This is a genomic window from Streptomyces sp. AB3(2024), assembly GCF_041862025.1.
GTDB lineage: Bacteria > Actinomycetota > Actinomycetes > Streptomycetales > Streptomycetaceae > Streptomyces.
The window spans coordinates 1-23,234 of the sequence record NZ_JBGWAB010000063.1 but is presented as its reverse complement, the minus strand read 5'-3'; the positions used below and the strand labels follow the sequence as shown (position 1 = coordinate 23,234).

At 73.9% G+C, this 23,234-nt stretch carries 24 protein-coding genes and 1 riboswitch; of the genes, 13 read left to right on the top strand and 11 right to left on the bottom strand.

Features of this window, described 5'->3' with window-relative positions; all coding sequences use genetic code 11:
• Nucleotides 1-70: 70 nt before the first annotated feature.
• From ACEPPI_RS23445 to ACEPPI_RS23435, 3 genes are read right to left on the bottom strand one after another with little or no spacing between them, the layout of a single operon-like run.
• On the bottom strand, nt 71-1,669 hold the full coding sequence (locus ACEPPI_RS23445; protein WP_373917218.1) for a serine/threonine-protein kinase: 1,599 nt from the start codon (nt 1,667-1,669) through the stop codon (nt 71-73).
• Nucleotides 1,670-1,687: 18 nt separating this feature from the next.
• Complete coding sequence (locus tag ACEPPI_RS23440) at nt 1,688-1,948, bottom strand: DUF397 domain-containing protein (protein ID WP_373917217.1); 261 nt, start codon at nt 1,946-1,948, stop codon at nt 1,688-1,690.
• Nucleotides 1,908-2,756, bottom strand: a complete 849-nt coding sequence (locus ACEPPI_RS23435) for a helix-turn-helix domain-containing protein (protein ID WP_373917215.1) — start codon at nt 2,754-2,756, stop codon at nt 1,908-1,910. Before ACEPPI_RS23435 ends, ACEPPI_RS23440 begins: the two co-directional genes overlap by 41 nt.
• 82 nt (nt 2,757-2,838) lie before the next feature.
• On the opposite strand from ACEPPI_RS23435, the gene ACEPPI_RS23430 reads away from it, so the two are divergent.
• The 3 genes from ACEPPI_RS23430 to ACEPPI_RS23420 all read left to right on the top strand — a co-directional run bounded on the left by ACEPPI_RS23430 (nt 2,839) and on the right by ACEPPI_RS23420 (nt 5,898).
• A complete protein-coding gene (locus ACEPPI_RS23430; RefSeq protein ID WP_373917214.1) occupies nt 2,839-3,249 on the top strand; it encodes an ATP-binding protein in 411 nt (136 codons plus the stop codon).
• Nucleotides 3,250-3,333: 84 nt separating this feature from the next.
• Entirely contained in the window at nt 3,334-5,166 is a 1,833-nt protein-coding gene (locus ACEPPI_RS23425; protein ID WP_373917213.1) for a protein kinase, read from the top strand.
• Between the two features lie 90 nt (nt 5,167-5,256).
• The gene (locus ACEPPI_RS23420; RefSeq protein WP_373917212.1) at nt 5,257-5,898 is read left to right on the top strand and encodes a class I SAM-dependent methyltransferase; all 642 of its coding nucleotides are present in this window, start codon (nt 5,257-5,259) and stop codon (nt 5,896-5,898) included.
• On the opposite strand, the gene ACEPPI_RS23415 is transcribed toward ACEPPI_RS23420, so the two are convergent.
• Entirely contained in the window at nt 5,895-6,767 is an 873-nt protein-coding gene (locus ACEPPI_RS23415) for a class I SAM-dependent methyltransferase (protein ID WP_373917211.1), read from the bottom strand. The two genes, ACEPPI_RS23420 and ACEPPI_RS23415, sit on opposite strands and share 4 nt — an antisense overlap.
• A 226-nt stretch (nt 6,768-6,993) precedes the next feature.
• On the opposite strand from ACEPPI_RS23415, the gene ACEPPI_RS23410 reads away from it, so the two are divergent.
• The 4 genes from ACEPPI_RS23410 to ACEPPI_RS23395 all read left to right on the top strand — a co-directional run bounded on the left by ACEPPI_RS23410 (nt 6,994) and on the right by ACEPPI_RS23395 (nt 10,410).
• Nucleotides 6,994-8,010, top strand: coding sequence for an N-acetylmuramoyl-L-alanine amidase (locus ACEPPI_RS23410; RefSeq protein WP_373917210.1), 1,017 nt, complete (start codon nt 6,994-6,996; stop codon nt 8,008-8,010).
• A 157-nt stretch (nt 8,011-8,167) separates the two neighbouring features.
• Nucleotides 8,168-9,013, top strand: coding sequence for a hypothetical protein (locus ACEPPI_RS23405; protein WP_373917235.1), 846 nt, complete (start codon nt 8,168-8,170; stop codon nt 9,011-9,013).
• A 127-nt stretch (nt 9,014-9,140) separates the two neighbouring features.
• A complete protein-coding gene (locus ACEPPI_RS23400; protein ID WP_373917209.1) occupies nt 9,141-10,151 on the top strand; it encodes an LLM class F420-dependent oxidoreductase in 1,011 nt (336 codons plus the stop codon).
• 31 nt (nt 10,152-10,182) lie between these two features.
• Nucleotides 10,183-10,410: a hypothetical protein gene (locus tag ACEPPI_RS23395; RefSeq protein WP_373917208.1), complete on the top strand. Its 228-nt coding sequence runs from the start codon at nt 10,183-10,185 to the stop codon at nt 10,408-10,410.
• Between the two features lie 90 nt (nt 10,411-10,500).
• Here ACEPPI_RS23395 and ACEPPI_RS23390 read toward each other — a convergent pair whose 3' ends face one another.
• The 4 genes from ACEPPI_RS23390 to ACEPPI_RS23375 all read right to left on the bottom strand — a co-directional run bounded on the left by ACEPPI_RS23390 (nt 10,501) and on the right by ACEPPI_RS23375 (nt 14,527).
• Nucleotides 10,501-11,139, bottom strand: a complete 639-nt coding sequence (locus ACEPPI_RS23390) for a hypothetical protein (protein WP_373917207.1) — start codon at nt 11,137-11,139, stop codon at nt 10,501-10,503.
• A gap of 154 nt (nt 11,140-11,293) precedes the next feature.
• Nucleotides 11,294-12,400 (bottom strand): prenyltransferase/squalene oxidase repeat-containing protein, encoded by a 1,107-nt coding sequence (locus tag ACEPPI_RS23385; protein ID WP_373917206.1) that lies wholly within the window; start codon nt 12,398-12,400, stop codon nt 11,294-11,296.
• A complete protein-coding gene (locus tag ACEPPI_RS23380) occupies nt 12,397-13,131 on the bottom strand; it encodes a class I SAM-dependent methyltransferase (RefSeq protein WP_373917205.1) in 735 nt (244 codons plus the stop codon). The genes ACEPPI_RS23385 and ACEPPI_RS23380 overlap by 4 nt, the downstream gene beginning before the upstream one ends.
• 73 nt (nt 13,132-13,204) lie before the next feature.
• Nucleotides 13,205-14,527 carry a glycosyltransferase family 4 protein gene (locus tag ACEPPI_RS23375; protein WP_373917204.1) on the bottom strand — a complete coding sequence of 441 codons (1,323 nt, stop codon included), beginning with the start codon at nt 14,525-14,527 and terminating at the stop codon, nt 13,205-13,207.
• 228 nt (nt 14,528-14,755) lie between these two features.
• Between ACEPPI_RS23375 and ACEPPI_RS23370 the strand changes: the two genes are divergently transcribed.
• Nucleotides 14,756-15,403 carry a TetR family transcriptional regulator gene (locus ACEPPI_RS23370; protein ID WP_373917203.1) on the top strand — a complete coding sequence of 216 codons (648 nt, stop codon included), beginning with the start codon at nt 14,756-14,758 and terminating at the stop codon, nt 15,401-15,403.
• A gap of 210 nt (nt 15,404-15,613) precedes the next feature.
• On the opposite strand, the gene ACEPPI_RS23365 is transcribed toward ACEPPI_RS23370, so the two are convergent.
• The 3 genes from ACEPPI_RS23365 to ACEPPI_RS23355 all read right to left on the bottom strand — a co-directional run bounded on the left by ACEPPI_RS23365 (nt 15,614) and on the right by ACEPPI_RS23355 (nt 17,557).
• Complete coding sequence (locus ACEPPI_RS23365) at nt 15,614-15,793, bottom strand: hypothetical protein (protein WP_373917202.1); 180 nt, start codon at nt 15,791-15,793, stop codon at nt 15,614-15,616.
• 79 nt (nt 15,794-15,872) lie between these two features.
• Entirely contained in the window at nt 15,873-16,106 is a 234-nt protein-coding gene (locus ACEPPI_RS23360; protein ID WP_373917201.1) for a ferredoxin, read from the bottom strand.
• The gene (locus ACEPPI_RS23355) at nt 16,106-17,557 is read right to left on the bottom strand and encodes an aldehyde dehydrogenase (RefSeq protein WP_373917200.1); all 1,452 of its coding nucleotides are present in this window, start codon (nt 17,555-17,557) and stop codon (nt 16,106-16,108) included. Before ACEPPI_RS23355 ends, ACEPPI_RS23360 begins: the two co-directional genes overlap by 1 nt.
• Before the next feature lie 198 nt (nt 17,558-17,755).
• On the opposite strand from ACEPPI_RS23355, the gene ACEPPI_RS23350 reads away from it, so the two are divergent.
• The 5 genes from ACEPPI_RS23350 to ACEPPI_RS23330 form a co-directional block, all read left to right on the top strand.
• Entirely contained in the window at nt 17,756-18,865 is a 1,110-nt protein-coding gene (locus ACEPPI_RS23350) for an MBL fold metallo-hydrolase (RefSeq protein ID WP_373917199.1), read from the top strand.
• Nucleotides 18,866-18,967: 102 nt separating this feature from the next.
• Nucleotides 18,968-19,045: riboswitch (cobalamin riboswitch) on the top strand.
• A 131-nt stretch (nt 19,046-19,176) separates the two neighbouring features.
• The gene (locus ACEPPI_RS23345) at nt 19,177-20,424 is read left to right on the top strand and encodes a prenyltransferase/squalene oxidase repeat-containing protein (RefSeq protein WP_373917198.1); all 1,248 of its coding nucleotides are present in this window, start codon (nt 19,177-19,179) and stop codon (nt 20,422-20,424) included.
• Nucleotides 20,424-21,110 (top strand): SCO2322 family protein, encoded by a 687-nt coding sequence (locus ACEPPI_RS23340; RefSeq protein WP_373917234.1) that lies wholly within the window; start codon nt 20,424-20,426, stop codon nt 21,108-21,110. The genes ACEPPI_RS23345 and ACEPPI_RS23340 overlap by 1 nt, the downstream gene beginning before the upstream one ends.
• Nucleotides 21,107-22,303, top strand: coding sequence for an energy-coupling factor transporter transmembrane protein EcfT (locus ACEPPI_RS23335; protein WP_373917197.1), 1,197 nt, complete (start codon nt 21,107-21,109; stop codon nt 22,301-22,303). Before ACEPPI_RS23340 ends, ACEPPI_RS23335 begins: the two co-directional genes overlap by 4 nt.
• On the top strand, nt 22,300-23,234 hold a 935-nt coding region (locus ACEPPI_RS23330), incomplete at its 3' end, for an ABC transporter ATP-binding protein (RefSeq protein ID WP_373917196.1). The genes ACEPPI_RS23335 and ACEPPI_RS23330, both read left to right, overlap by 4 nt.

Below are 23,234 nucleotides of genomic sequence, written 5' to 3'. Positions count from 1 at the left end.
GCCCCCGGACCCCAGTGCTGTCCGCCGCGACCGGCCCGCCGCCCCGTCCGGATCCCCGGCGGCGGCCTCGTCACCGGGGGATCGCCTCCATGGCGTTCTTGCCGAACTTCCGGGTGAGGGCCTCGCACCGCCCCGGGGGATAGTTGACCCCGCTCACCGACACCACCACCGTCTGGTTGACGTCCCGCGCGGTCAGGACGCAGTTCGAGCCGTCCCCCCTCCCCTTCTGCCACCACAGACCCTCCTCGGCGAAGCCGAGGGCGCCGTCGCGTCTGGTCTCGCCGCGCCGGTAGTCGTCCTCGTACGCGCTCTTCGCCTGCTCGGCGCCGGTCTTCCCGCCGGACCGGGAGACGAAGACCCGCCAGGAGACGAAGACCTCGTCACCGCCACCGGTCCTCCAGATGCAGACGTTGTACGGGCCCGCCCACCCCCCGTTGAGCTCCGCCAGGCCCTGGCCCGTCCGCTTCCCGAACACGGCCGGCACGGTCATCCCGGACGCGAGCTGCTCACAGGTCATCCGCTGCGGCCGGTACTTGTCGGCCACCTGCGCGAGCGGGGTCCCGCCGGGGGTCGGCACGCTCTCCGGCACAGCGGAGGTGTACTGGAGCCAGACGAAGTGCCGCCCGGCGGCGCTCAGTCCGGTGGCGGCGGCCAGGACGACCGCGACGGCCGCCGCGACCAGGTACGGGTTCCACCGGCGCCGCAGCACGGGCGGCGGCTCGACGGGCGGCGGCTCGACCGGCGGCCCGGGATCCGGCGCGGGAACGGGATGCGGAACCGGTACGGCCACCAGCCCTGCGATCTCCGCCCGCTGCTCGGCGGTCAGCCGCGGCACCGGCTCGGGCCAGGCCGCCCCCGTCGGCTGGACCCGCCCGACCAGGTCGAGCAGTTCCCACGGCGCCGGCCGCGCGGCGGGGTCCTTCGCGAGGCACCGCTCCACGATCCCGCGCAGGCCCGCCGGCACCCCGTCCAGGTCGGGCTCCGCATGGACCACGTCGAGCAGCACCTTGGGCACCGCGCCCCCGCCGCCGAACGGCACCCTCCCGGTACAGGCCGCGACGAGGGTGGCGCCGAGCGAGAACACGTCGCTGGCCGGGGTGAGTTCCTGCCCCAGGGCCTGCTCCGGCGACATGAACGAGGGCGAACCGATCAGCATGCCGGTGTGCGTGATGCGGGTCTGATCCCCTACGGCCCGCACGATGCCGAAGTCGATGACCCGGACGCCGTCCCCGGCGAGCAGCACGTTCGACGGTTTGAGGTCGCGGTGGATCAGCCCGGCCCCGTGGACGTCGGCCAGCGCGTGCGCCAGCCCGGCCGCCAGCCGCCGCACCGCGGGCTCGGGCAGCGGCCCACCCGCGTCCAGGGCCTGGCTCAGGGCGGGCCCGGCGACGAAGCGGGAGGCCAGCCAGGGCGTCTCCGCTTCCGGGTCCGCGTCGATCACGGGGGCGGTGTAGGCCCCGGAGACCTTGCCGGAGGCCTCGACCTCACGCCGGAAGCGGGCCCGGAACCCTTCGTCCCGGGCGAGCTCGGCGTGCACCTGCTTGACGGCCGCGAGCCGCCCGTCGGGCCCCCTGGCCAGCAGCACCCGGCCCATCCCGCCCCGCCCGAGCACCGCGAGGGCCCGGAACGGCCCCACGTGCGTGGGCTCGGTGGCCCCTAGAACCTGCATGCGCCCCAGGCCGACCTCTCAGAGCCCGCGCACGAACGCCGCGAAGGCGGCGGGGCTCACGGTGAAGGCGGGACCCTCGGGGTTCTTGGAGTCCCGGACGGCGACGAGGGCGGGCTGGGTGGCGACTTCTACGCAGTTGCCGCCGGTGTCGCCGCTGTACGAGGACTTACGCCAGGCAGCGGCGCCGAGGGGGGTGCATTCGACGCACTCGCCACCCGTGTCACCGCTGTACGAGGACTTACGCCACCGCGCGTTCGTCAGGCTCTGGATGGTGTCCATAACGCTCCTCCATTACGCGCGCGATCAGTGCTGCCGAGTCGTCGACGGAGAGGGCGGCAGCCTGCAGGTGATCGTAACGGAGATAACCCTCCCTGAGGGTTTGAGGATTGGCCGTCATATGACCCTGGATGAAGTCCTCCGTATAGACAAGGTCAGGGTCATCGTCGAACCGCAGGACGGTGAACGAACCCAGCTGCCCGCCATGGGCACCCGCCTCGAAAGGAAGGATCTGAACCTTGGCCCACTCCCGCCTCTGCAGGGCCAACAAGTGAGCGAGTTGACTCCGCATGACCTCACGGCCGCCGACCTCTTGGTGCAGCACCGCCTCGCTCATCACCACCCAAGTCAGTGGCGGGTTCTCGCGGTCCAGGATGCGCTGCCGCTCGATTCGGGCGGCCACCTTGGCGTCGAGGCCCTCGTCGGTCCGCACACCCAACACCGCCCGCGCGTACTCCGGCGTCTGCAGCAGCCCGTACACCAGCTGGGCCTGGAAGGTCGGGATGTACGCCGCCTTCGCCTCCATCTCCGCGTACGCCTGGAACCACGTCGGCAGTTGACTTCTCAGCACCAGGCCCACGAGCCGCGAGAACAGCCCGCCCGTCCCCAGCGCAGCGTCGACCCGCTCCGAGAAGTCCCGCGTCGGAACCTTCCTCGCCGTCTCGATCTGCCCGATCAGGGACCCCGTGCAGAAGACGATGCCACCCAGGTCGCTCTGCTTCAGATTGACTCCCTCCCGCAGGCGGCGCAGTTCAAAGCCGTAGTAGTCCAACGGTGAGGCGCTGGGATCGAGATTCCGGATGTTGACCACGGGCGGACACCCCCAACTCCACGTGCACGATGTTGTTTTCCATCCGTAGCCGAGCGTAACCGCGCGACGCCAACCTGATGGCATGAATCACGCAACTGGGTACCCCAGCACGGAAATTGGCGGCACCTACCGCATGGGCTTCACCGTCAGTGAGCATTCCGCCGGGCACATGCGGCAGATCCTGCGGTGGTTCCTAGTGCGCTGGGGCCTCGACAAGGTGGCCGACGGCGCCGAGCTGGCGCTGACGGAGCTGGTCGCCAACGTCGTGCGGCACGTGCCCGACCGGGGCTGCTCGGTGCTGATCCAGCGCAGGCCGGGCGGGCTGCGGGTGGAGGTGACCGACGGGTGCCCCGCGCTCCCGCGCGTCGCGCCGGGCGGCGATCCGCTCGCCGAGGGCGGGCGGGGGCTGCGGCTGGTGCAGGCGGTCACCGACCGCTGGGGCGTGCTGCCCCGGCAGACCGGGAAGACGGTGTGGTTCGAGTGCGACGGATGACGGCGCGGACCGGCCCCACCCTCCCCCGCCCGGAGATAATGCCCCTGCGAGTGGACGATCAAGGGGCGACGGGGGCCGAGGGGCGTGCGGGAGATCATCGAAGGGCGTTACGAGCTCGACGAATTGCTCGGCCGGGGCGGCTTCGGTGAGGTCTGGCGGGCCAAGGACTCCCGGGTGGGCCGCTGGGTCGCGGTGAAGATCGGATATCCGCAGACCCCGGAGGAGACCCGCCGGTTCGAGCGGGAGGCGAGCCTCGCCGGGAACCTGGCGCACCCCAACATCGCCACCATCCACGACTTCGGCCGTACCGAACGGGCCGGGCGCGACGCCGTGTTCCTCGTGATGGAGTTGCTCCAGGGCCGCAGCCTCGCCGAGGTGCTGGAGGGCGGGGCGCCGGACCTGGCGGACATCCTGGAGTGGGCCGCGCGGATCGCGGACGCGCTCGGGGCCGCCCATGACGCCGGGATCGTCCACCGGGACGTCAAGCCGGCCAATGTGATGGTCACCGAGAGCGGGGTGGTCAAGGTCCTCGACTTCGGGATCGCCAAGTCCTCGGGCGCCCCCGGGACGGAACTGACTGCCACCGGGATGATCATCGGGTCGTTCCCCTACATGGCGCCGGAACGCTGGACGGGCGGCGCGAACGGGGTCCCCGTCGACGGGCGGGCCGATCTGTACGCCCTCGGCTGCGTGCTGACGGAGCTGCTGACCGGCCGACGGCCTTTCCCCGCCCGCGAGATGCACGAGCTGCTCGCGCACCACCTGACGACGGCGCCGCCCGCGCCCGGTTCGCTGCGCGAGGGGATCCCCGCCGCGCTGGACGCCCTGGTGCTGGCCCTGCTCGCGAAGGACCCGCACGAGCGGCCGGCCGACGCCCGGGAGGTGAGCGGCAGGCTCGCGGAGATCGCCCGGGGCGCCGCCCCGGCGGCCCCTGCCGCCGCTGCCGCCCCTGCCGTGCCTCCCGCCCCGGCCGCCCCCCTCACGTCCTTCCCTCCCCCGCCCTCGTACTCCCCGACCGTGCACACGGCCGCCGGGGACCCCGTCCGGTCGATGTTCGAGCGGCGCCTGACGCAGGTGCTCGACGACGCCCCGGCCGACCGGGTCGTCCGGCTGGACATGCTGGTCGCCGACCTGACGGAGGAGCTGGGCGCACAGGACGCGCTGACGGTGCGGGCCTCCTACCACCGGGCCATGACCGTACGCGGGCACTCCCCCACCGACCTGGAGCGCATCCTGCCGCGCATGGTGCGGGTCCTCGGCCTGGAGCACCCCGACACCATCGCGGCTCGGGCCGCGCACGTCGGCGAGGCCGCGGCCTACGGGCCGGGCGACGGCCGCCGCCACGAGGCCGAGCTGCGCGAGATCATCGACCAGGCGGGGCGGGTGCTGGGCGCCGACGACCCCGTCACACTGTCCGCCCGCTACCACCTGGCCGGGGCGCTCCAGCGCGGTGACGCGGTCCGCGACGGGCGGTGGGGCTCCGAGACCGCGGCGCAGGCGCACGCGGAGCGCGGCTGGCTGGCGCCGCTCCTGCCCGACCTGGAGCGGCGGCTGCCCGCCGACAGCCCGGTGCTGCTCGACGTACGGCGGCGGCTGGCGCACGACGCCTGGCTGCTCGGCGACTTCGTCACCGCCGCGCCCCTGTACCTGCGGCTGTACCCCGACCTCGCGGCGATGGCGGAGCGCGGCGACGCGGAGACGGCGTACCGGGTGCTGCGCAGCGTCGGCGAGGCGGGGGAGCCGGGGCGTGCGCTCCCCCACCTGAAGGCGCTGCTGCACCGGCTCCACCTGACGGCCGGCAACACCCACTGGCTGACCCGCGAGGTGACGGAGACCCGCGACGACCTCCGGCGGGCGCTGCGCGAGGACCGGGTCGCGGACCTCGGCGGCGGCCTGTCCCGGCTCTTCGGCCGCTGAGGCGACTGACGCTGCCCCACCCGTAGCGCCCTACCCGCTGGTAAGGCAGCATGGCCCGGCATCCACACGCAGCTCAGCAGGAGGAACGACATGGCCACCCCCAAGCCGCAGACCCTGGCCGCCTTCGAGGCCGCCAAGGGGTTCATGCCCGTGGGCGAGGGCCTCGCGCTGTACGCGGCGGCCACCGAGGCGGCCGGGCTCGGGCTGCCGCTGCTGGAGGTCGGCACGTACTGCGGGCGCTCGACCATCCTGCTGGCCGACGCCGCGCGCGAGGCGGGCGTGCCCGCGCTCACCGTCGACCACCACCGGGGCAGCGAGGAGCAGCAGCCGGGCTGGGAGTACCACGACCCGACGGTGGTGGACCCGGAGGTCGGGCTGATGGACACCCTCCCGACCTTCCGCCGCACCCTGCACCGGGCGGGGCTGGAGGAGCACGTGATCGCCCTGGTGGGACGCTCGCCGCAGGTCGCGGCGGCCTGGGGCGGCCCGCTCGGGTTCGTGTTCATCGACGGCGGCCACACCGACGAGCACGCGACCGGCGACTACGAGGGCTGGGTCCCGCACCTGGCGGTGGGCGGGACGCTGGTGATCCACGACGTGTTCCCCGACCCGGCCGACGGCGGCCAGGCCCCGTACCGGATCTACCTGCGCGCGCTGGCCTCGGGGGCCTTCGAGGAGGTGTCCGTCACGGACTCCCTGCGCGTCCTGCGCCGCACCGGCGACGGCATCTAGCGGGCGGGGACGCTCGCTCGGGCGAGGACGGACAGGCCGAACGGGCGGAGTGCGTCGGTGCGCTCCCGCCCCGCCGGGTCCATGATCTCGTGCTGCCGGACGTACTCGACCGGGTTCAGCCGGTGCTCGCGCAGGAGGGCGTCCATCTGCTCGACGCTCAGGAACGTCCGCCAGGGCTCGCCCTGGCCGGCTGCCGCCGCCATGACCGCCTCCGCGTACGACTGCCCCGCCTCGTCGCGCAGTCCGGCCGGCAGGAGGTGCTCCACGATGAGTTCGGTTCCGGGCGGGAAGCCGCTGATGGCGGCAAGTGTCTGTCCGACCGCCTCCCGGGTGAGGTACATCGTCACCCCGAGCCAGCTGACCAGGGCGGGCCGGCCCGGGTCGAAGCCGGCCCTCACGAGGTGGCCGGCCAGCGCGTGTGCGGGCTCCTGCTCGAAGTCGAAGGGGACGAAGGCCGCGGACGGGGGCACCTCGGTCCCCGTCGCGGCCAGCAGTGCCCGCTTCCACTCCTGGGTCGCGGGCAGGTCGACCTCGAACACCTCGACACGGGCGGCGAGTTCCGACCGGTAGGCGAAGGAGTCCAGCCCCGCACCGAGGATCACGTACTGGTCCACGCCCCGGTGGGCCAGCTCGGCCAGCCGGTCCTCCGTATAGCGGCCGCGGGTGACGGCGGTCGTCCGCGCGCCGGCCAGAACGGGGTGACCGCCGTAGGACCGGTGGTACCCGAGGAGTTCCTCGGCATCCTGTCCCAGGAAGGTCTGCGCCAGGGTGTCGGAGAAGATCGAGGGGGCGTCGTCGACGAGGAGGTGCGCCGCGCGCGCCGCGGCCGCCATGAGCGCCGTCCGGCTCGGCTGTCCACTGTTTGTCATGCACAGAGACACTACCGGCAATTTTTTGCATAGTATCACAAATCTATCAATATAGGAAGTGCCTCCGGATTGTGGTTCGGTAACGAATCGACCGGCGGCGCGTGGGGCCGATTCGGGAGCGCCCCGACGGCCCCGGCGGCTTCGGCATACAAAAGGCTGATCGCACCACGCCCCCGGATGGAGCAGGGTCCGTACGGGTGCCGGTCGGGCGTTCTAGCATCGCGAGGTGCGCTACGACGACAGTTCCCCGGCCCCCGAGTCCCGCGACTCCATCAGCCCCGACCGGCGCTGGTACGCGCGCCGCTCCACCCTCGCGGTGGCGGTCGCGGTGCTCGCCCCGACCGTCCTCGCCGGCTGGGTCCTGACCCATACCCTGACGGGGACGGACGGGCAGCGGCCCGGACCCGCCCCGCACCCGGCCTCGCACGCGACGGCGGCCGACGCGAAGTCCAGCGCCTCCCCGGGTACGCAGGCGGGCGCGGGGACGGGCGCGTCCCCCTCCGCCTCCCCCTCCGCCTCCGCGTCGGCCTCCGGCACGGCGGCGGCACCCGCTCCGGCCAAGGGGCCCCTCACGGACAAGACGGTCGTGATCGACCCCGGGCACAACACCGGGAACTTCCAGCACACCGACGAGATCGACCGTCAGGTGGACATCGGCACCAACCGCAAGGAATGCGACACCACCGGCACCACCACCAACTCGGGTTACATGGAAGCCGAGTTCAGCATGGACGTGTCCCGGCGGCTGCGCACCATCCTGGAGGGCCGCGGGCTGAAGGTGGTGCTCACCCACGAGGCCGGCACCGCCCGCCCCTGGGGCCCCTGCATCGACGAGCGCGCGCGGATCGGCAACGAGGCCCGCGCCGACGCCGTCGTGTCCGTCCACGCGGACGGGGTCTCCGCCGGCAACCGCGGCTACCACGTCATCCTCCCGGCCAAGGTCAAGGCGGGCGGCGCCGACACGGCCGCGATCGTCGGGCCCTCCCGCCAGCTGGGCGAACGCATCGGCGGCAACTTCTCCCGGACCACCGGCTCGGCCCCCGCCAACTACCTTGGCTCCGGGACCGGATTGGTCGTCCGCGACGATCTGGGCGGTCTCAATCTGTCGACCCGGCCCAAGGTGTTCATCGAATGCGGCAACATGCGTGACAGCAAGGACGCGGCGCAGCTGACGAGTCCGGAGTGGCGGCAGAAGGCGGCACAGGGCATCGCGGACGGCATCGTCGGATTCCTCGGGGGGTAGCCCCGAGGGGGGAGCTCCTGACGGGGCGTCCCTCCGCCCCGATCCTCTCGGCCGCGGGAGACTCCGTACGATGGTGGCGCCGCCCCCGCTCAGCCACGGTCCGCCCACGCGACCGCGGCGCCACGAGACGACCGAGACCGAGAAGGACATCAGAGACGTGAACATCCGCTCCCTCACACGAGGCGACGGCGTGGTGATCGGAGCAGCGGTGCTGCTGTTCATCGCCTCGTTCCTCGACTTTTACTCCGCCACCAACGTGGACATGCCGAGCGCGTGGGACACGGACTCCTACGGGCTGGTCCTTCCGACGGTCTTCCTGACCGGTTTCATCGCCGCGGGCCTGCTGATCGGCGCGCGCTTCCAGCCCGAGGGCCGCAAGCTGGGCGGGCTGCCGCTGACGGCGTGGGGCACGGCGCTGGCGGTGGCGGCCGTCTGGAACGCCCTGTGGTCGCTGATCGTCACCCCGACGCGACTCGACCTGGGGCCCGGCTGCATCCTCGCCTTCCTGGCCACGCTGGCCCTGGCGGGCGTGTCCGTCGCCGGTTCGAAGATCCCCGCGCTCGCGGGGAGCCTCCTCCCGGAGGCCGCGCCCGTCGCCCCCGCGCCCTACGGCGGCCACCCGCAGCAGCCGGGCAGCGGGTACGGCTACCCGGGCGGCCCGCAGCAGCAGAGCCCGTACGGTTCCACCCCGCAGCCCGTCCCGCCCTACGGTGGCGGCCCCGCGGCGCCCGCGCCCGGTCCGCAGGACGCGGGGCAGCAGCCTCCGCAGCAGTCGCAGCCGCAGCCGCAGCCGGCCGCGTCGGCGTTCGCGCCGTTCTGGTTCGCGGTGCCGGAGGCCCGTCCCCTCTTCGGCGAGGACGGCTCCCCCGCCCCGATCGCGGAGCTCGCGCCGGGCACCTGGTACCTGGCCGTCGACCAGCGGGGCCCCTCGTCCCTGATCGCCCAGACCCAGGACGGCCGCCGCGGCGTCCTGAACGACACCTCGAACATCCAGCGGGGCTGACCCGCCGGCCCGAAGGCCCCCGCCCCCCACGGGCGGGGGCCTTCGGGCTTCCCGGCGGGAGCCGCGTGCCCTACAGTCGCCTGACGCAGCGTCAGATATGGGCGACGGCATCTCGGAGGGGACCCCCATGCGCCTCGGACTCGCACTCGGCTACTGGGGCCGCGGGCCCAGCCCGGCCCACCTCGACCTCGCCACCGAGGCCGAACGCCTCGGCTACGACTCGGTGTGGACCGCCGAGGCCTGGGGCTCCGACGCCTTCACCCCCCTCACCTGGATCGCCGCGCACACCTCGCGGATCCGCCTCGGCACCGCCATCGCCCAGATGGCAGCCCGCACCCCCACCGCCACCGCCATGCACGCCCTCACCCTCGACCACCTCTCCGGCGGCCGGATGATGCTGGGCCTGGGCCTGTCCGGACCCCAGGTGGTGGAGGGCTGGTACGGGCGCCCCTTCCCCGCGAGCCCGCTCACCGCGACCCGGGAGTACGTCGACGTCGTCCGGCAGGTGCTGCGCCGCGAGGCCCCCGTCGCCCTCGACGGCCGCTTCCACCGCCACCCGTACCGCGGCGAGGACGGCACCGGCCTCGGCAAACCCCTCAAGCCCATCACCCACCCGCTGCGCGCGGACCTGCCGCTGCTGCTGGGGGCGGAGGGGCCGAAGAACATCGCCCAGACCACCCGGATCGCGGACGGCTGGCTGCCCCTGTACTGGTCGCCCACCCGCACCGACGTCTACCGGGCCTCACTGGCCGACCTGCCCGACGGGTTCATGATCGCCCCGATGGCCCGCGCCGCGGTCTGCGAGGACGTCGCCGCCGGGCTGCTCCCCGTCAAGGCGATGCTCGGCTTCTACATCGGGGGCATGGGCCACGCGGCCCGCAACTTCCACGCCGACCTCATGGCGCGGATGGGCTACGAGAAGGAGGCCCACCGCATCCAGGAGCTGTTCCTCGCGGGGCGGCGCGAGGAGGCGGTACTCGCCGTCCCGGACGCGTTCGCCGACGAGATCTCGCTGGTCGGGCCGCGCGAACGGATCGCGGAACGACTGGAGCTGTGGCGCGAGGGACCCGTCACCGACCTCCTGGTGACCGCCCCCGACCCGCACACCCTGCGGGTACTGGCAGAGCTGAACGGCTAGGGCGGCACCCGGGCGCGAGCGGCCAACCGGCGTGGCACACCCCCATCCTCCGACGCTCGCTGGTCACCCTGACCGTGGCCGCCATCACGGGGCTCGGCACGACCACGGCCGTGAGCTGCAGATCGACGGCGTCTTCGGCCAGGACACGGGCCAGGTCGTGCTCGAACACGTCAAGCGCAACCCCTGGACCACCGGCGACTTCACCAGGGCCACCAGCTGCGCCCACTCCGTGCCCTCGCACACCGTCGTCCTCAACTGACCCCCACCGCTGCGGCGCGTCCGGCCGCGGGACGGCCGGAACCCGCCCACCGGAGTCCGGTGGACGGGTGCCCGGCTGCCCGCCGCGGGACTATCCGCCCAGCTGGGAGAGGCTCGGGACCTGGTCGGTCACCGTCGCGCCCGCGCTCTGGCCCGCCGACTTCACTCCGTTGATGACGTCCTGGAACGAGCTGATGTCCGCATCGCCCGCCTGCCCCTTGCGGAGCTTTCCGGCGAGACCCTTGAGGGACGCGATGCCCGCCGTCAGCGGCACCATCGCCTTCGACAGCAGCGGGTCGCCCTTGGCGTTCTCGGACGCCGCCTTGAGCCGGTTGTAGGCGAAGGCACCGGCCAGACCCGCCTTGATCAGCGCGAACGTACGGCCCTTCGCGCCCTTCTTGAACTTGCCCTCCTGGTACGGCTTGATGATCCACTGGTACGTCGCACCGGCCGCGAGGCCCGCATTGGCCACGAAGCGGGTCTTCGCGAACTTCTGCCGCTCGGCGGAGGTACTGGGCGAGGGGGTGGCCGCGGCCAGTTCGTCCTGCTCGACGGCCGCCGGCTCGGCGGCCGCGAGGACGGCCAGGTCCGTGGCGGCGGCCGAGGAGATCTCCTCCCCCCGTCCCTGGTCGCTGCCGCCGCCGCACGCGGTGGCACCGGCCAGCAGCGCGGTGGACAGGACCACCGCGGTGAGGGCTCGGCGGAATCGGACGGTCGTGGGTACGCGCACGGTTGCCTCCGGGGACTGAGGTGTCCCCCGCAGCCTCACCCCGCCCCGGCCGCCGCACCACCGGGGCGACCCGTTCGGGTGCGGCCGCCCCGCCCTCGGCCCCACCCTCCGCCGCGCCGGACCGGGACCGCGAGGGGCCCCGGACCGGCGGCGGTCAGCGGCAGCAGTCCGGTTCCAGGCCGCGCGGCAGCGCGAGGCCCCCGAACACCTCTCCCGTGGCCTCGTCCCCGCCCAGCGCCGCCACCGCGAGCAGCAGCGAGCCCGCCGTCCAGGTCGTCTGCTCCACCGGCCACACCGCTCGGTCGTCGAAGACGTAGCCCGTCCAGTACATGCCGTTCCCGTCACGCAGGTGCCCGATCGAGCGCAGGATCTCCAGCGCCCGGTCCGACTCGCCCATCACCCAGAGCGTCAGCGCCAGCTCGCAGGACTCCCCGCCCGTCACCCACGGGTTCGGCAGCACGCACCGCACCCCCAGGTCCGGGACGACGAACTCCTCCCAGCGCTCCTCGATCCGCGCCTTCGCCCCCTCACCCGACAGCGCGCCGCCGAGTACCGGGTAGTACCAGTCCATCGAGTAGTGCGACTTGTCCAGGAACCGCTCCGGGTGGTGGCGCACGGCGTGCGCGAGCGCGCCCGTCGCCAGCTCCCAGTCGGGCTGCGGGTCACCGCGGTGGTCGGCGATCGCCAGGGCGCAGCGCAGGGCCTGGTGGATGGAGGAGGAGCCGGTGAGCAGGGCGTCGGTGACGGCGCCGCCGTCGGACTCCCGCTTCCAGCCGATCTCGCCGCCCGGCTGCTGGAGGCCCAGGACGAACTCGACGGCCGCGTAGACCGCCGGCCACATCCGGTCCAGGAAGGGGTCGTCGCCGGTGGCGAGGTAGTGGTGCCACACGCCGACGGCTATGTACGCGACGAAGTTGGACTCGCGGCTCGCGTCCTGCGGCGCGGCGGTGTCCACCCCCTCGGGGCGGTCCGCGTACGCGGCGTACCAGGAGCCGTCCTCGTTCTGGTGGCGCACCAGCCAGTCGTAGGCGCGTTCCGCGGCCTCGTGCTCGCCCGCCACGTCCAGGGCCATCGCGGCCTCGGTGTGGTCCCACGGGTCGAGGTGGTGGCCCCGGAACCACGGTATCGCCCCGTCGGCGCGCTGCGCCGCCAGGATCCCGGCGACGGTGGCCGCGGCCTCCTCGGCCGTCAGGACCCCGTCGAGGAGCAGGTGTTCGGGCACCTCGGGCACCTCGGGAACGGTGCGGCCGGGGGAGGTCACTGCGCCGCGCCCACGGGGAGGTGCGGCTTGGTCGCGTACGCCACGAAGCTCTTGCCTATGACCGGGTTGAGCGCCTGCTCGGCGAGGCGGGTCGCCAGCGGCTTCTTCATGATGTCCCAGACCAGCAGTTTGTGGTACGCCTTGACCGGGAGCGCCTTGTCGTTGTCCACGCCGAAGGCGCACTTGAGCCACCAGTACGGGGAGTGCAGGCCGTGCGCGTGGTGGGTGCCGTACGGCTTGAGGCCGGCGGCCTTCATCTTGCCGAGCAGCTCGTCCGCCTTGTAGATGCGGATGTGGCCGCCCTCGACCTCGTGGTAGGCGTCGGACAGCGCCCAGCAGATCTTCTCCGGCCCGTAGCGGGGCACGGTGATGGCGATGCGGCCGCCCGGCTTGAGCACGCGCACCATCTCGGCGAGGACGCCCTTGTCGTCGGGGATGTGCTCCATCACCTCGGAGATGATGACGACGTCGAAGGAATCGTCGGGGAAGGGCAGGGCGAGGGCGTCGCCCTCCATGGCGGTGGCGGTGGCCCCGGCCGGGGCCTCACCGGCCTCCTTCATGGCGGCGAACCACTTGGCGACCTCGCGGATCTCCTCGCCGTTGCGGTCGACGGCGACCACCTGGGCGCCGCGCCGGTAGCACTCGAAGGCGTGCCGGCCTGCGCCGCAGCCCAGGTCGAGTACGCGGTCGCCTGCGGCGAGCGGGAACCGGGAGAAATCGACGGTCAGCACGGGGTCCTGCCTTCGCGGTCGCGGGGGTGAGAGGTGGTGCGGATGGGCGGGGGGAAGCGGTGGGGGCGGCAGGTCACCGCGACGCGCGGCCGGCGCGGACGGCCGCGGCCTGCTCGATCGCGGCTCTGTAGTGCCGGACCGTGCCCTCGGCGGCCTTGGCCCAGGTGAACCGGGCCAGGACCCGCTCCCGCCCGGCGGCTCCGAGGCGGGCGCGCAGGTCCGCGTCGCCCAGCAGCCGGCCCAGCGCGGCGGCCAGCGCCCCCGCGTCACCGGGCGGCACGGCCAGACAGGTCTCGCCGTCCGGCCCCGCCACCTCGGGGATGGCCCCGCCGGTGGTCGCGACCAGGGGCGTGCCGGTGGCCATGGCCTCGGCCGCCGGGAGCGAGAAGCCTTCGTAGAGGGAGGGCACGCAGGCGACCTGGGCACTGCGCACGAGGTCGACGAGCTCGGCGTCGGTGATGCCCTTGACGAACCGGACGGCGTCCTGGAGGTCGTACTTCTCGATCGCGCGGGCGACCGGGCCGCTCTCGGCGCGCTTGCCGACGACGACGAGGTGGGCGTCGGGGCGCTCGGTGCGGAGCTTGGCGAGCGCCTCGACGAGGTGGACGAGGCCCTTGAGCGGGACGTCGGCGCTGGAGGTGGTGACGATCCGTCCGGGCACCTCGGCGACGGAGGCGTCCGGCGACCAGAGGTCGGTGTCGGCGCCGATGTGCACGACGTGGATGCGGTCGTCGCGCACACCGAGGTGCTCGGCGATCTCCTGCCGGGAGGATCCGGAGACGGTCAGCACGGAGGGCAGCCGGCGGGCGACGCGGCCCTGCATGCGCGTGAAGGCGTACCAACGGCGCACGGAGAGACGCTTCTTGCGGTCCTTGGCGGCGGCGAGGTCGAGTTTGCGGTCGACGGTGATGGGGTGGTGGACGGTCGTCACCAGGGGCGCGCCGATGTCCCCCAACAGGCCGTAGCCGAGGGTCTGGTTGTCGTGGATGACGTCGAACTCGGCCCGGCGGGCGCGCAAGTGGCGGCGGGCGCGGAGCGAGAAGGTCAGCGGCTCGGGGAAGCCGCCGGTCCACATGGTGGCGACCTCCAGCGCGTCGATCCAGTCCCGGTACTCGTCGTGCTTCGGGGTGCGGAAGGGATCGGGGCTGCGGTACAGGTCCAGGCTCGGGAGCTCGGTGAGCGTGGCGCCGGTGTCGAGCACCGGGTAGGGCTGTGAGCCGATCACCTCGACGGAGTGGCCCAGCTTCACGAGCTCGCGCGAGAGGTGGCGGACGTAGACGCCCTGGCCGCCGCAGAACGGGTTCCCCTTATAGGTGAGGAGTGCGATGCGCAACGGGCGGTCGCCGTCGGTGGCGGAACCCGCGAAAGGGCTTGTCACCATGGCCTCTGCGGTCACTCTCGGCCCCCTTCTCCCTGCACTTTCGCCGGAGCGTAACCGCTCGGATAATGTAGAACAAGTTTCAGACTTGATCCGTCGAAGACCATTGAATCTACCGGCCGGAAACCACACCGTAAGAGGCGGAGCAGGTGATTCGCGCCACGGCTCGGACGCCTGAGATGCTGGCCCCGGACCCTCCCGGAATCAGCTCCCCCGCAACGACACGGAACGCCAGGAACGGGACACATGACAGCGGAAGCGAAGGCGGTCGCGGCAGCGGCGACCACATCGGCAACCACGCCGGCGTCCCCTCCCCTGACGGAGCGCCAGGAGGCCCGCCGCCGCCGCATCCTGCACGCCAGCGCGCAGCTGGCGAGCCGGGGCGGCTTCGACGCCGTGCAGATGCGCGAGGTCGCGGAGCTGTCCAGCGTGGCCCTCGGCACGCTGTACCGGTACTTCCCCTCCAAGGTGCACCTCCTGGTGGCCACCATGCAGGACCAGCTCCAGCACATGCACACGACACTGCGCAAACGCCCCCCGGCGGGCGACGATCCGGCGGCGCGGGTGGCGGAGACCCTCATGCGCGCCTTCCGCGCCCTCCAGCGCGAACCCCACCTGGCAGACGCCATGGTCCGCGCCCTGACCTTCGCCGACCGCAGCGTGAGCCCCGAGGTCGACACGGTCTCCCGGCTGACCACGGCCATCATCCTGGACGCGATGGGCCTGGACGCCCCGCCGACGGCGGAACAGCTCTCGGCGGTCCGCGTCATCGAGCACACCTGGCACTCCGCCCTGATCACCTGGCTCTCGGGCCGCGCCTCGATCGCCCAGGTCAAGATCGACATCGAAACGGTCTGCCGCCTGATCGACCTGACGTCCCCGGAAAAGGCTTGATCGTGGCGTAGAGGGGGTCGGGGTCGGGACGTGACCTGCCAGCCGCGTTCCGTCAGGGCGGCTTCGAGCGTCCGCCACCGGGTCGGGTCGGCGGGGCCCGAGCCGGTCCAGTCGGCGACGCAGTCGGCCAGGGCCCCCTCCTCGGCGGGACGGGGGCTGCCCGGGGTCAGGCCCGCGGCAGCGGCGACGGCGGCCAACTCGGCCTGCGCTTCAGCACGCGAGGGGTGCGAGGGCCCTCCCCCCCGCGTCGGCCGGGCCGATCTCGCGTACCCGGAACCAGCCGTGGTCGGTGCCACCCCCGGCCGTGGACCACAGGACCGCGCCCACCACGGCGACGCCCGCCCCCACCGCCCCGGCCGCCGCTCCGGCCACCCACTTCGTTCTGCCCATGCCGACGATCATCCCCGTGCCCCGTGCCCCGTGCCCCGCGCCGCCCGGCCCTCAGCCCGCGCCCCTGCCCCCGCCCCCCCTACTCCTCCGGCGGGAACACCGGTTCGCCCGTTGCCGAGAGGGTGATCAGGATGGCTTCCACCGGGCAGCCCTCGGCGGCCGTCAGGGCGGGTTCGTTGGCGTCGGTCTCCGGGGAGCGGGGGTGGGACTGGCGGGCCGAGTCGAGGGCGAAGGCCTCCGGGGCGTGGTTCACGCACATGCCCGAGCCGATGCAGACCCCCCGGTCCACCTCGATCTGCCAGCGGTCCCCCATCACGCACCCGCCGGGAGGTGGATCATCTTGTGCTCCAGGTATTCGCTCAGCCCCTCCGGCCCGAACTCCCGCCCCAGGCCGCTGTTCTTGTAGCCGCCGAACGGGCCCAGCATGTCCAGGCTGAAGGTGTTCACGTTGAAGGTGCCCGTGCGCACCCGGCGCGCGAAGTCGACGCCGTGCTCGACGTCGGCGGTCCAGACGCTGCCGCTGAGGCCGAACTCCGAGTCGTTGGCCACCCGCAGGGCCTCCTCCTCGTCCCCGTACGGGATCAGGCAGACGACCGGCCCGAAGATCTCCTCGCGGGCGATCCGCATCGAGTTGTCGACGTCGCCGAAGAGGGTGGGCTCGACGTACCAGCCGCGTTCCAGGCCGGCCGGGCGGCCGCCGCCGGTGAGGATCTTCGCGCCCTCCTCCTGGCCGATCCGGATGTAGTCGAGGGACCGTTGCTGCTGGCGCTGCGCGACGAGCGGGCCGAGCTGGGTCGCCGGGTCCAGCGGGTCGCCGACGACGAGGGCTCCGGCGGCGGCCGCGAAGGCGTCGGCGTACTCCTCGTAGCGGCTGCGCGGGGCGAGGATGCGGGTCTGGGCCACGCAGGCCTGGCCGTTGTTCATCCAGGCGGCGGGCACGATCCCCGCGACGGTGGCGGCCGGGTCGGCGTCGGGCAGGATCACGGCGGCGGACTTGCCGCCGAGTTCGAGGGTGACCCGGGTCAGGTTGCGGGCGGCGACCTCCATGACCCGCCGGCCGGCCGCGACGGAGCCGGTGAAGGAGACCTTGTCGACGCCGGGGTGGCCGACGAGGTACTCGCTGACCTCCCGGTCGGCGGGCAGGACGGAGAGCACGCCCTCCGGCAGCCCGGCCTCCCGCGCGATGTCGGCCAGGATGTACGAGTCGAGCGGGGCCTCCGGCGACGGCTTGAGGATCACCGAGCAGCCGGTGAGCAGCGCCGGGGCGAGCTTGGCGGCGGCCACGAACTGCGGGACGTTCCAGGGGATGACGGCGGCGACGACCCCGACCGGCTCGCGGCGCACGAGGATCGGCCCGAGCGCGCCCTGGCGGCGCTCCTCGTAGGGGTAGTCGGCGGCGACCTTGATGGCGGAGTCGTAGACCATCATCGCGCCGAGGGCCTGGGCCAGGACGCTCCAGGAGTACGGGGAGCCGTTCTGGGAGCTGATGGAGCGGGCTAGTTCCTCGTGCCGGACGGCGATGGCGTCCTTGATCCGGGTGACGACGGCGATCCGTTCGTCCAGGGAGAGCCGGGGCCAGGGGCCCTCGTCGAAGGCCTTGCGCGCGACGGCGACGGCCCGGTCCACATCGGCGCGGGAGGCGTGGGGGACGCTGCCGATGACCTGCTCGGTGTGGGGGGAGACGACGCGGATGGTGTCGGTGCCCAGCGGCTCGGTCCATTCCCCGCCGATGAACAGGTGTCCGTGTTCCACGAGCTCGGTCATGGCTGATGCCTCCTGAGGCTGCGCGCGGTGTCGCAGAACTGATACCAGTTCTAGTTCCAGGAGTCCACGGCCAGGACGAGGCCGCTCCGAAGATCCGAGGGCTGTTCAGAAAGCCGGGGAGATGGTCGACTTGGGCGACTACTGAAACACGTTCTCGCTCGACCGCCCGACCGATCCGCAGTGAGCCAGGGAGTCCTCATGTCAGAGGCCAAGCCAGAGGTGACGCCGAAGGCCGATCCGGAGGTCACGCCGAAGGCCGCACCAGAGGCCGAGCCGCACGTCACCGATCACGGCGGGGGTGTCTGGGGCATCAAGGTCCCCATCCCCGACAACCCGCTCGGACACACCCTCGTCCACGTCCTCGACACCGACCGCGGCCCCGTCCTGATCGACACCGGCTGGGACGATCCCGCCTCCTGGGACGCCCTCGCCGCCGGGCTCGGCGCGCTCGGACTCGCCGTCGCCGACGTGCACGGGGTGGTCATCACCCACCACCACCCCGACCACCACGGGCTGTCCGGGCAGGTGCGGGAGGCCTCCGGGGCGTGGATCGCCATGCACGCCGCCGACACGGAGGTGGTCGTGCGGACCCGTTCCGCCGAGCCCGGCGTCTGGTTCGACTACATGAGCGGGAAGCTGACCGCCGCCGGAGCCCCCGAGGAGCACGTCGCCCCGCTGCGCGCGGCCCGCGCGAGCGGCCGGCTGCGGACCCTGCCCGGACTGCGGGCCGCCGTCCCCGACCGGGAGATCGTCCCCGGCGAGCTGCTGCCGCTCGCCGGGCGCCGGCTCCGCGCGATCTGGACCCCCGGCCACACCCCCGGCCACGTCTGCCTCCACCTGGAGGAAGAGCACCCGGCCCGGCTGCCCGGCAACGGCCGGCTCTTCTCCGGCGACCACCTGCTGCCCGGGATCTCCCCGCACATCGGCCTCTACGAGGCCCCTGAGGACACCCGCGTCACCGATCCCCTCGGCGACTACCTCGACTCCCTCGAACGCATCGGCCGCCTGGAGCCCGCCGAGGTGCTCCCGGCCCACCAGCACGCCTTCACCGACGCGCCCGCCCGCGTACGGGAGCTCCTGGATCACCACGAGGAGCGGCTGACCGGGCTGTGGCGGCTGCTGGCCGAGCCGCTGACCCCGTGGGCGCTCGCGGAGCGGATGGAGTGGAACCGCCCGTGGGAGCGGATCCCGTACGGCTCCCGGAACATCGCCGTCTCGGAAGCGGAGGCGCATCTGCGACGCTTGGTGAAGCAGGGCCGCGCAGAAGCGGTACCGGGTACCGAGCCGGTGGAGTACCGGGCGCTGTGAGGGGCGCGGGGCTCCCCCGGTAAGGGGTGCCGGGGCCCGCCGCCCCCGGACCGGTGGGCTACGGGCCGGTAGAGTGGGGCCGTCGTCCACACCTCAGTACGGGGGGAAGCCGGTGCGAATCCGGCGCTGACCCGCAACCGTGACCCGGCCCGCTCCGCGGGACGGGTAGCCGGAATGCCCCGTACGGGAGGTGCGCGGCTCGTGCCGCCGGGGCCTCCGGCGGCCGGCACCGTCGAGGTAAGCGGAGCCGGAGCCCGGTGCCCGCGTGTGCCTGCCTCCGACTCCCCAGCACGAGAGGCACCCGCCCCGCCATGAACGTCCGCCGCAGCGCCGCCGCGCTCGCCGCCTCCGCCGTGCTCTGCGTGGGCGCCGCCCCCGCAGCCCTCGCCGACACCGCTCCGCCCTCCCCGTCCGCGCCGCCGGTCGTCCCCTCGGGCCTGTTCGGCAAGGCCGACCCGACGTACGACGGCGTGTGGCGCCAGTCGATCGCGCTGCTCGCCCAGCAGACGGCGGGCGAGAAGCCCGCCGCACAGGCCGTGGACTGGCTCACCGGCCAGCAGTGCGCGAACGGCGGCTTCGCCTCCTTCCGCGCGGACGCCTCCAAGGCCTGCGACGCGACGACGATGTTCGACACCAACGCCACCGCCATCGCCGTGCAGGCGCTGAAGGCGATCGGCGGCAAGGACGCGGCGGTCAAGAAGGGCGTGGACTGGCTGAAGTCCGTCCAGAACGAGGACGGCGGCTGGGCCTACGTCCCGGGCTCCCCCAGCGAGGGCAGCTCCACCTCGATCGTGATCAGCGCGCTCGCGGTGGCGGGCGAGAAGCCGGCCGAGGTCAAGTCGAAGGCGGGCAAGTCCGCCCACGACGGACTGCTCGCCTTCCAGCTGGGCTGCTCCGCCGAGCCGGCCGCCGACCGCGGCGCCTTCGGCTACCAGGCCGCCGACGGCAAGCTCCCCGCCAACGCCGATGCCACGGCCGCCGCCGTGCTGGCCGGTCTCGGCAAGGGCGCGGTCGTCGACCCCGCCGCCACGGACACCCCCGCCGCCGCGCTGCCCTGCCCGGCGGGCACCGCCGATCCGGCGGGCGCCGCCCAGGGCGCAGCCGGCTACCTCGCCGAGGCCCTGAAGAAGGACGGCCACCTCACGGCCGTCACCCCGGGCGCCGACCAGCCCACCGCCGACACCGGCAACACCGCCGACGCCGTGATCGCCCTGGCCGCGGCCGGCCACCGGCAGGCGGCGGCGGGCGCGCTGGAGTGGCTGAAGAACAACTCCGCCGACTGGTCCAAGGGCAACCCGGCGGCGCTGGGCACCCTGATCCTCGTCGCGCACGCCACCGGCACCGACCCGAAGGCCTTCGGCTCCGCCGACCTGGTCGGCGCACTGAACGCCACGGGCCCCGCCCCGCAGGCGGCCGACACCGAGCCGAAGAAGGTCGAGAGCGACGGCGGCACCGGTTCCGGCGGCCAGAACATCTGGTGGATCGTCGGCGCGGGCGCCGCGGCCGGCATGGGCATCGGCATCCTGCTGAGCGGCCGCCGGAAGAAGAACCAGCTGTGATCCGCCGTCCGCGCACCGCGGCCGCCGTGCTCCTGGGCCTGCTGCTGACCCTCATCGCCGCCTCCCCGGCCCTCGCGGCGGGCTACCGCTACTGGTCGTTCTGGGACGGTGCGGGCGGCAACTGGGCGTACGCCACCCAGGGTCCGTCGACGGCCCGGCCCGCGGACGGCACGGTCTACGGCTTCCGCTTCTCGGTCAGCAAGGACGCGGCGGCCGAGGCGGCCCGGCCGCGCGCCGCAGCCGACTTCGAGGCCATCTGCGCCGGCACCACCGCCGCCGACGGCAAGAAGCGGGTGGCCGTGGTCCTCGACTTCGGGGTGCCCGAGGACGCGCCCGGCGGTGAGCACCCGCCGCAGGACGCCCCGCGCACCGCCTGTGCCCAGGTCGCCCCGGAGGCCACCGCCGCCGAGGCACTGGCATCGGTGGCGAAGCCGCTGCGCTACAACGGTGCGGCCCTGCTGTGCGGGATCTCCGGCTACCCGAGGACGGGCTGCGGCGAGCCGATCGAGGACTCCGGGGCCAAGGCCCCGGCGGCTTCCCCCACGGCGTCCGCCGGTCCGGCGGACGCCGCCGCGGCGCCCGCCGGCGGGGGCTCCGGCCCCTCCGCGGGCCTGGTCGCGGGCATCGCGGCCGTGATCGTCCTCGCCGCGGCCGGTGTCTGGCAGTCCCGCCGCCGCGGGCGATGACGCACGGCGCCGCAGGTACGCACGCACCCCCGGCCGGGCCCGGCCCGGACCGGGCCGGTCGGGGGGTGCGCGGGGCGACGTACAAGAAGGGGACGGCCTGGCGGGCTCCCGAGGCGCGGCGCAGCAACGCCCTGCACGCGGGGGCCTGGTGGCTGTGGGCCCTCGGGCTCGCCACCGCCGCCTCCCGGACCACCAATCCGCTGCTCCTCGGGCTGATCGTCGGCGTCGCCGGGTACGTGGTCGCCGCCCGGCGCACCGCCGCGCCCTGGGCCCGGTCCTACGGCGCGTTCGTCCGGCTCGGCCTCTTCGTCATCGGGCTGCGGCTCCTCTTCTCCGCGCTGCTCGGCTCCCCCCTGCCCGGCGCGCACGTCCTGTTCACGCTGCCCGAGCTCCCGCTGCCGGGCTGGGCGCAGGGCATCCGCCTCGGCGGCCGGGTCACCGCCGAACAGCTGGTCTTCGCCTTCTACGACGGCGCGAAACTGGCCGCGCTGCTCATCTGCGTCGGCGCCGCCAACGCCCTGGCCAATCCGGCGCGGCTGCTGAAGTCGCTGCCCGCCGCCCTGTACGAGGTGGGCGTGGCGGTGGTCGTCGCCATGACGTTCGCGCCGAACATGGTCGCGGACGTGGCCCGGCTGCGCACCGCGCGCAGGCTGCGCGGCCGGCCCACCGGCGGGGTGAAGGCCGTCCTGCAGATCGGGCTGCCGGTACTGGAGGGGGCCCTGGAGCGTTCGGTGGCCGTCGCCGCCTCCATGGACGCGCGCGGCTACGGCCGCACGGCCCGGGTCCCGGCCGTCGTCCGGCACACCACCAACGTGCTCACCCTGGGCGGCCTCCTCGGCATGTGCGCCGGCACGTACGGGCTGCTCGCCGCCGAGGGCGCCGCGTACGGGCTGCCCGTGCTCGGCATCGGGCTGGTCCTGGCCCTGGCCGGGCTGCGCCTGGGCGGCCGGCGCAGCGTGCGAACCCGCTACCGGCCCGACCGGTGGGGGGCGCGGGCGTGGCTGGTCGCCGGGTCGGGGGCGGCGGTCGCGGCCCTGCTGGTCCGGGCCGCTTCGCTGGACCCGGAGGGGCTGCGGCCGGGCGTGGTCCCGCTGGTCGCGCCGACGCTGCCGCTGTGGCCCGCGGCGGCGATCCTGATCGGCCTGCTTCCCGCCTTCGTGGCACCCGTACCGTCCGAGGAGTCCGCGCAGTGATCCGCTTCGAGCAGGTGTCGGTGACCTACGACGGCGCCGCGCACCCCTCCCTCCAAGGCGCCGACTTCACTCTCCCCGAGGGGGAGCTCACCCTCCTCGTCGGCCCGTCCGGGGTGGGCAAGTCCACCCTGCTCGGGGCGGTGTCCGGGCTGGTCCCGCACTTCACGGGCGGCACCCTGCGGGGGCGGGTGACGGTCGCGGGCCGCGACACGCGGACCCACCGGCCGCGGGAGCTCGCGGACGTGGTGGGCACGGTGGGCCAGGACCCGCGGGCGCACTTCGTGACGGACGTGGTGGAGGACGAGCTGGCGTACGGCATGGAGTCGCTGGGCCTTCCACCTGCGGTGATGCGCCGCCGGGTGGAGGAGACCCTCGACCTGCTGGGCCTGAACGAACTCCGCGACCGCCCCATCGCCACCCTGTCCGGCGGCCAGCAGCAGCGGGTCGCGATCGGCTCCGTCCTGACCCCGCACCCGAAGGTCCTGGTGCTGGACGAGCCGACGTCCGCCCTGGACCCGGCGGCGGCGGAGGAGGTCCTCGCCGTGCTGCAGCGCCTGGTGCACGACCTGGGCACGACGGTGCTGATGGCGGAACACCGGCTGGAGCGGGTCGTCCAGTACGCCGACCGGGTCCTGCTGCTCCCCTCCCCGGGCGCTGCCCCCGTGGTCGGCACCCCGGCCGAGGTCATGGCCGTCTCCCCCGTCCATCCCCCGGTGGTCTCCCTCGGCCGGCTGGCGGGCTGGTCCCCCCTGCCGCTCTCCGTCCGCGACGCCCGCCGCACGGCCGCTCCGCTGAGGTCCCGCCTGGCCGGAGCCACCCCCGCTACCCCCGCCGCCCTCGCCGCCCCCGCCGCCCTCGCCGCCCGGCACGAAGCCCCCGGCACGGCTCCCGCGTCGGGCACGGCGGCGGAGCCGACGGCGGCCGGGGTCCA

Coding starts and splice junctions, on each gene's coding strand:
- ACEPPI_RS23445 (WP_373917218.1), bottom strand. CDS start 1,669: ATGCAGGTTCTAGGGGCCACCGAGCCCACGCACGTGGGGCCGTTCCGG.
- ACEPPI_RS23440 (WP_373917217.1), bottom strand. CDS start 1,948: ATGGACACCATCCAGAGCCTGACGAACGCGCGGTGGCGTAAGTCCTCG.
- ACEPPI_RS23430 (WP_373917214.1), top strand. CDS start 2,839: ATGAATCACGCAACTGGGTACCCCAGCACGGAAATTGGCGGCACCTAC.
- ACEPPI_RS23420 (WP_373917212.1), top strand. CDS start 5,257: ATGGCCACCCCCAAGCCGCAGACCCTGGCCGCCTTCGAGGCCGCCAAG.
- ACEPPI_RS23415 (WP_373917211.1), bottom strand. CDS start 6,767: ATGACAAACAGTGGACAGCCGAGCCGGACGGCGCTCATGGCGGCCGCG.
- ACEPPI_RS23400 (WP_373917209.1), top strand. CDS start 9,141: ATGCGCCTCGGACTCGCACTCGGCTACTGGGGCCGCGGGCCCAGCCCG.
- ACEPPI_RS23370 (WP_373917203.1), top strand. CDS start 14,756: ATGACAGCGGAAGCGAAGGCGGTCGCGGCAGCGGCGACCACATCGGCA.
- ACEPPI_RS23365 (WP_373917202.1), bottom strand. CDS start 15,793: ATGGGCAGAACGAAGTGGGTGGCCGGAGCGGCGGCCGGGGCGGTGGGG.
- ACEPPI_RS23360 (WP_373917201.1), bottom strand. CDS start 16,106: ATGGGGGACCGCTGGCAGATCGAGGTGGACCGGGGGGTCTGCATCGGC.
- ACEPPI_RS23355 (WP_373917200.1), bottom strand. CDS start 17,557: ATGACCGAGCTCGTGGAACACGGACACCTGTTCATCGGCGGGGAATGG.
- ACEPPI_RS23350 (WP_373917199.1), top strand. CDS start 17,756: ATGTCAGAGGCCAAGCCAGAGGTGACGCCGAAGGCCGATCCGGAGGTC.
- ACEPPI_RS23345 (WP_373917198.1), top strand. CDS start 19,177: ATGAACGTCCGCCGCAGCGCCGCCGCGCTCGCCGCCTCCGCCGTGCTC.
- ACEPPI_RS23335 (WP_373917197.1), top strand. CDS start 21,107: ATGACGCACGGCGCCGCAGGTACGCACGCACCCCCGGCCGGGCCCGGC.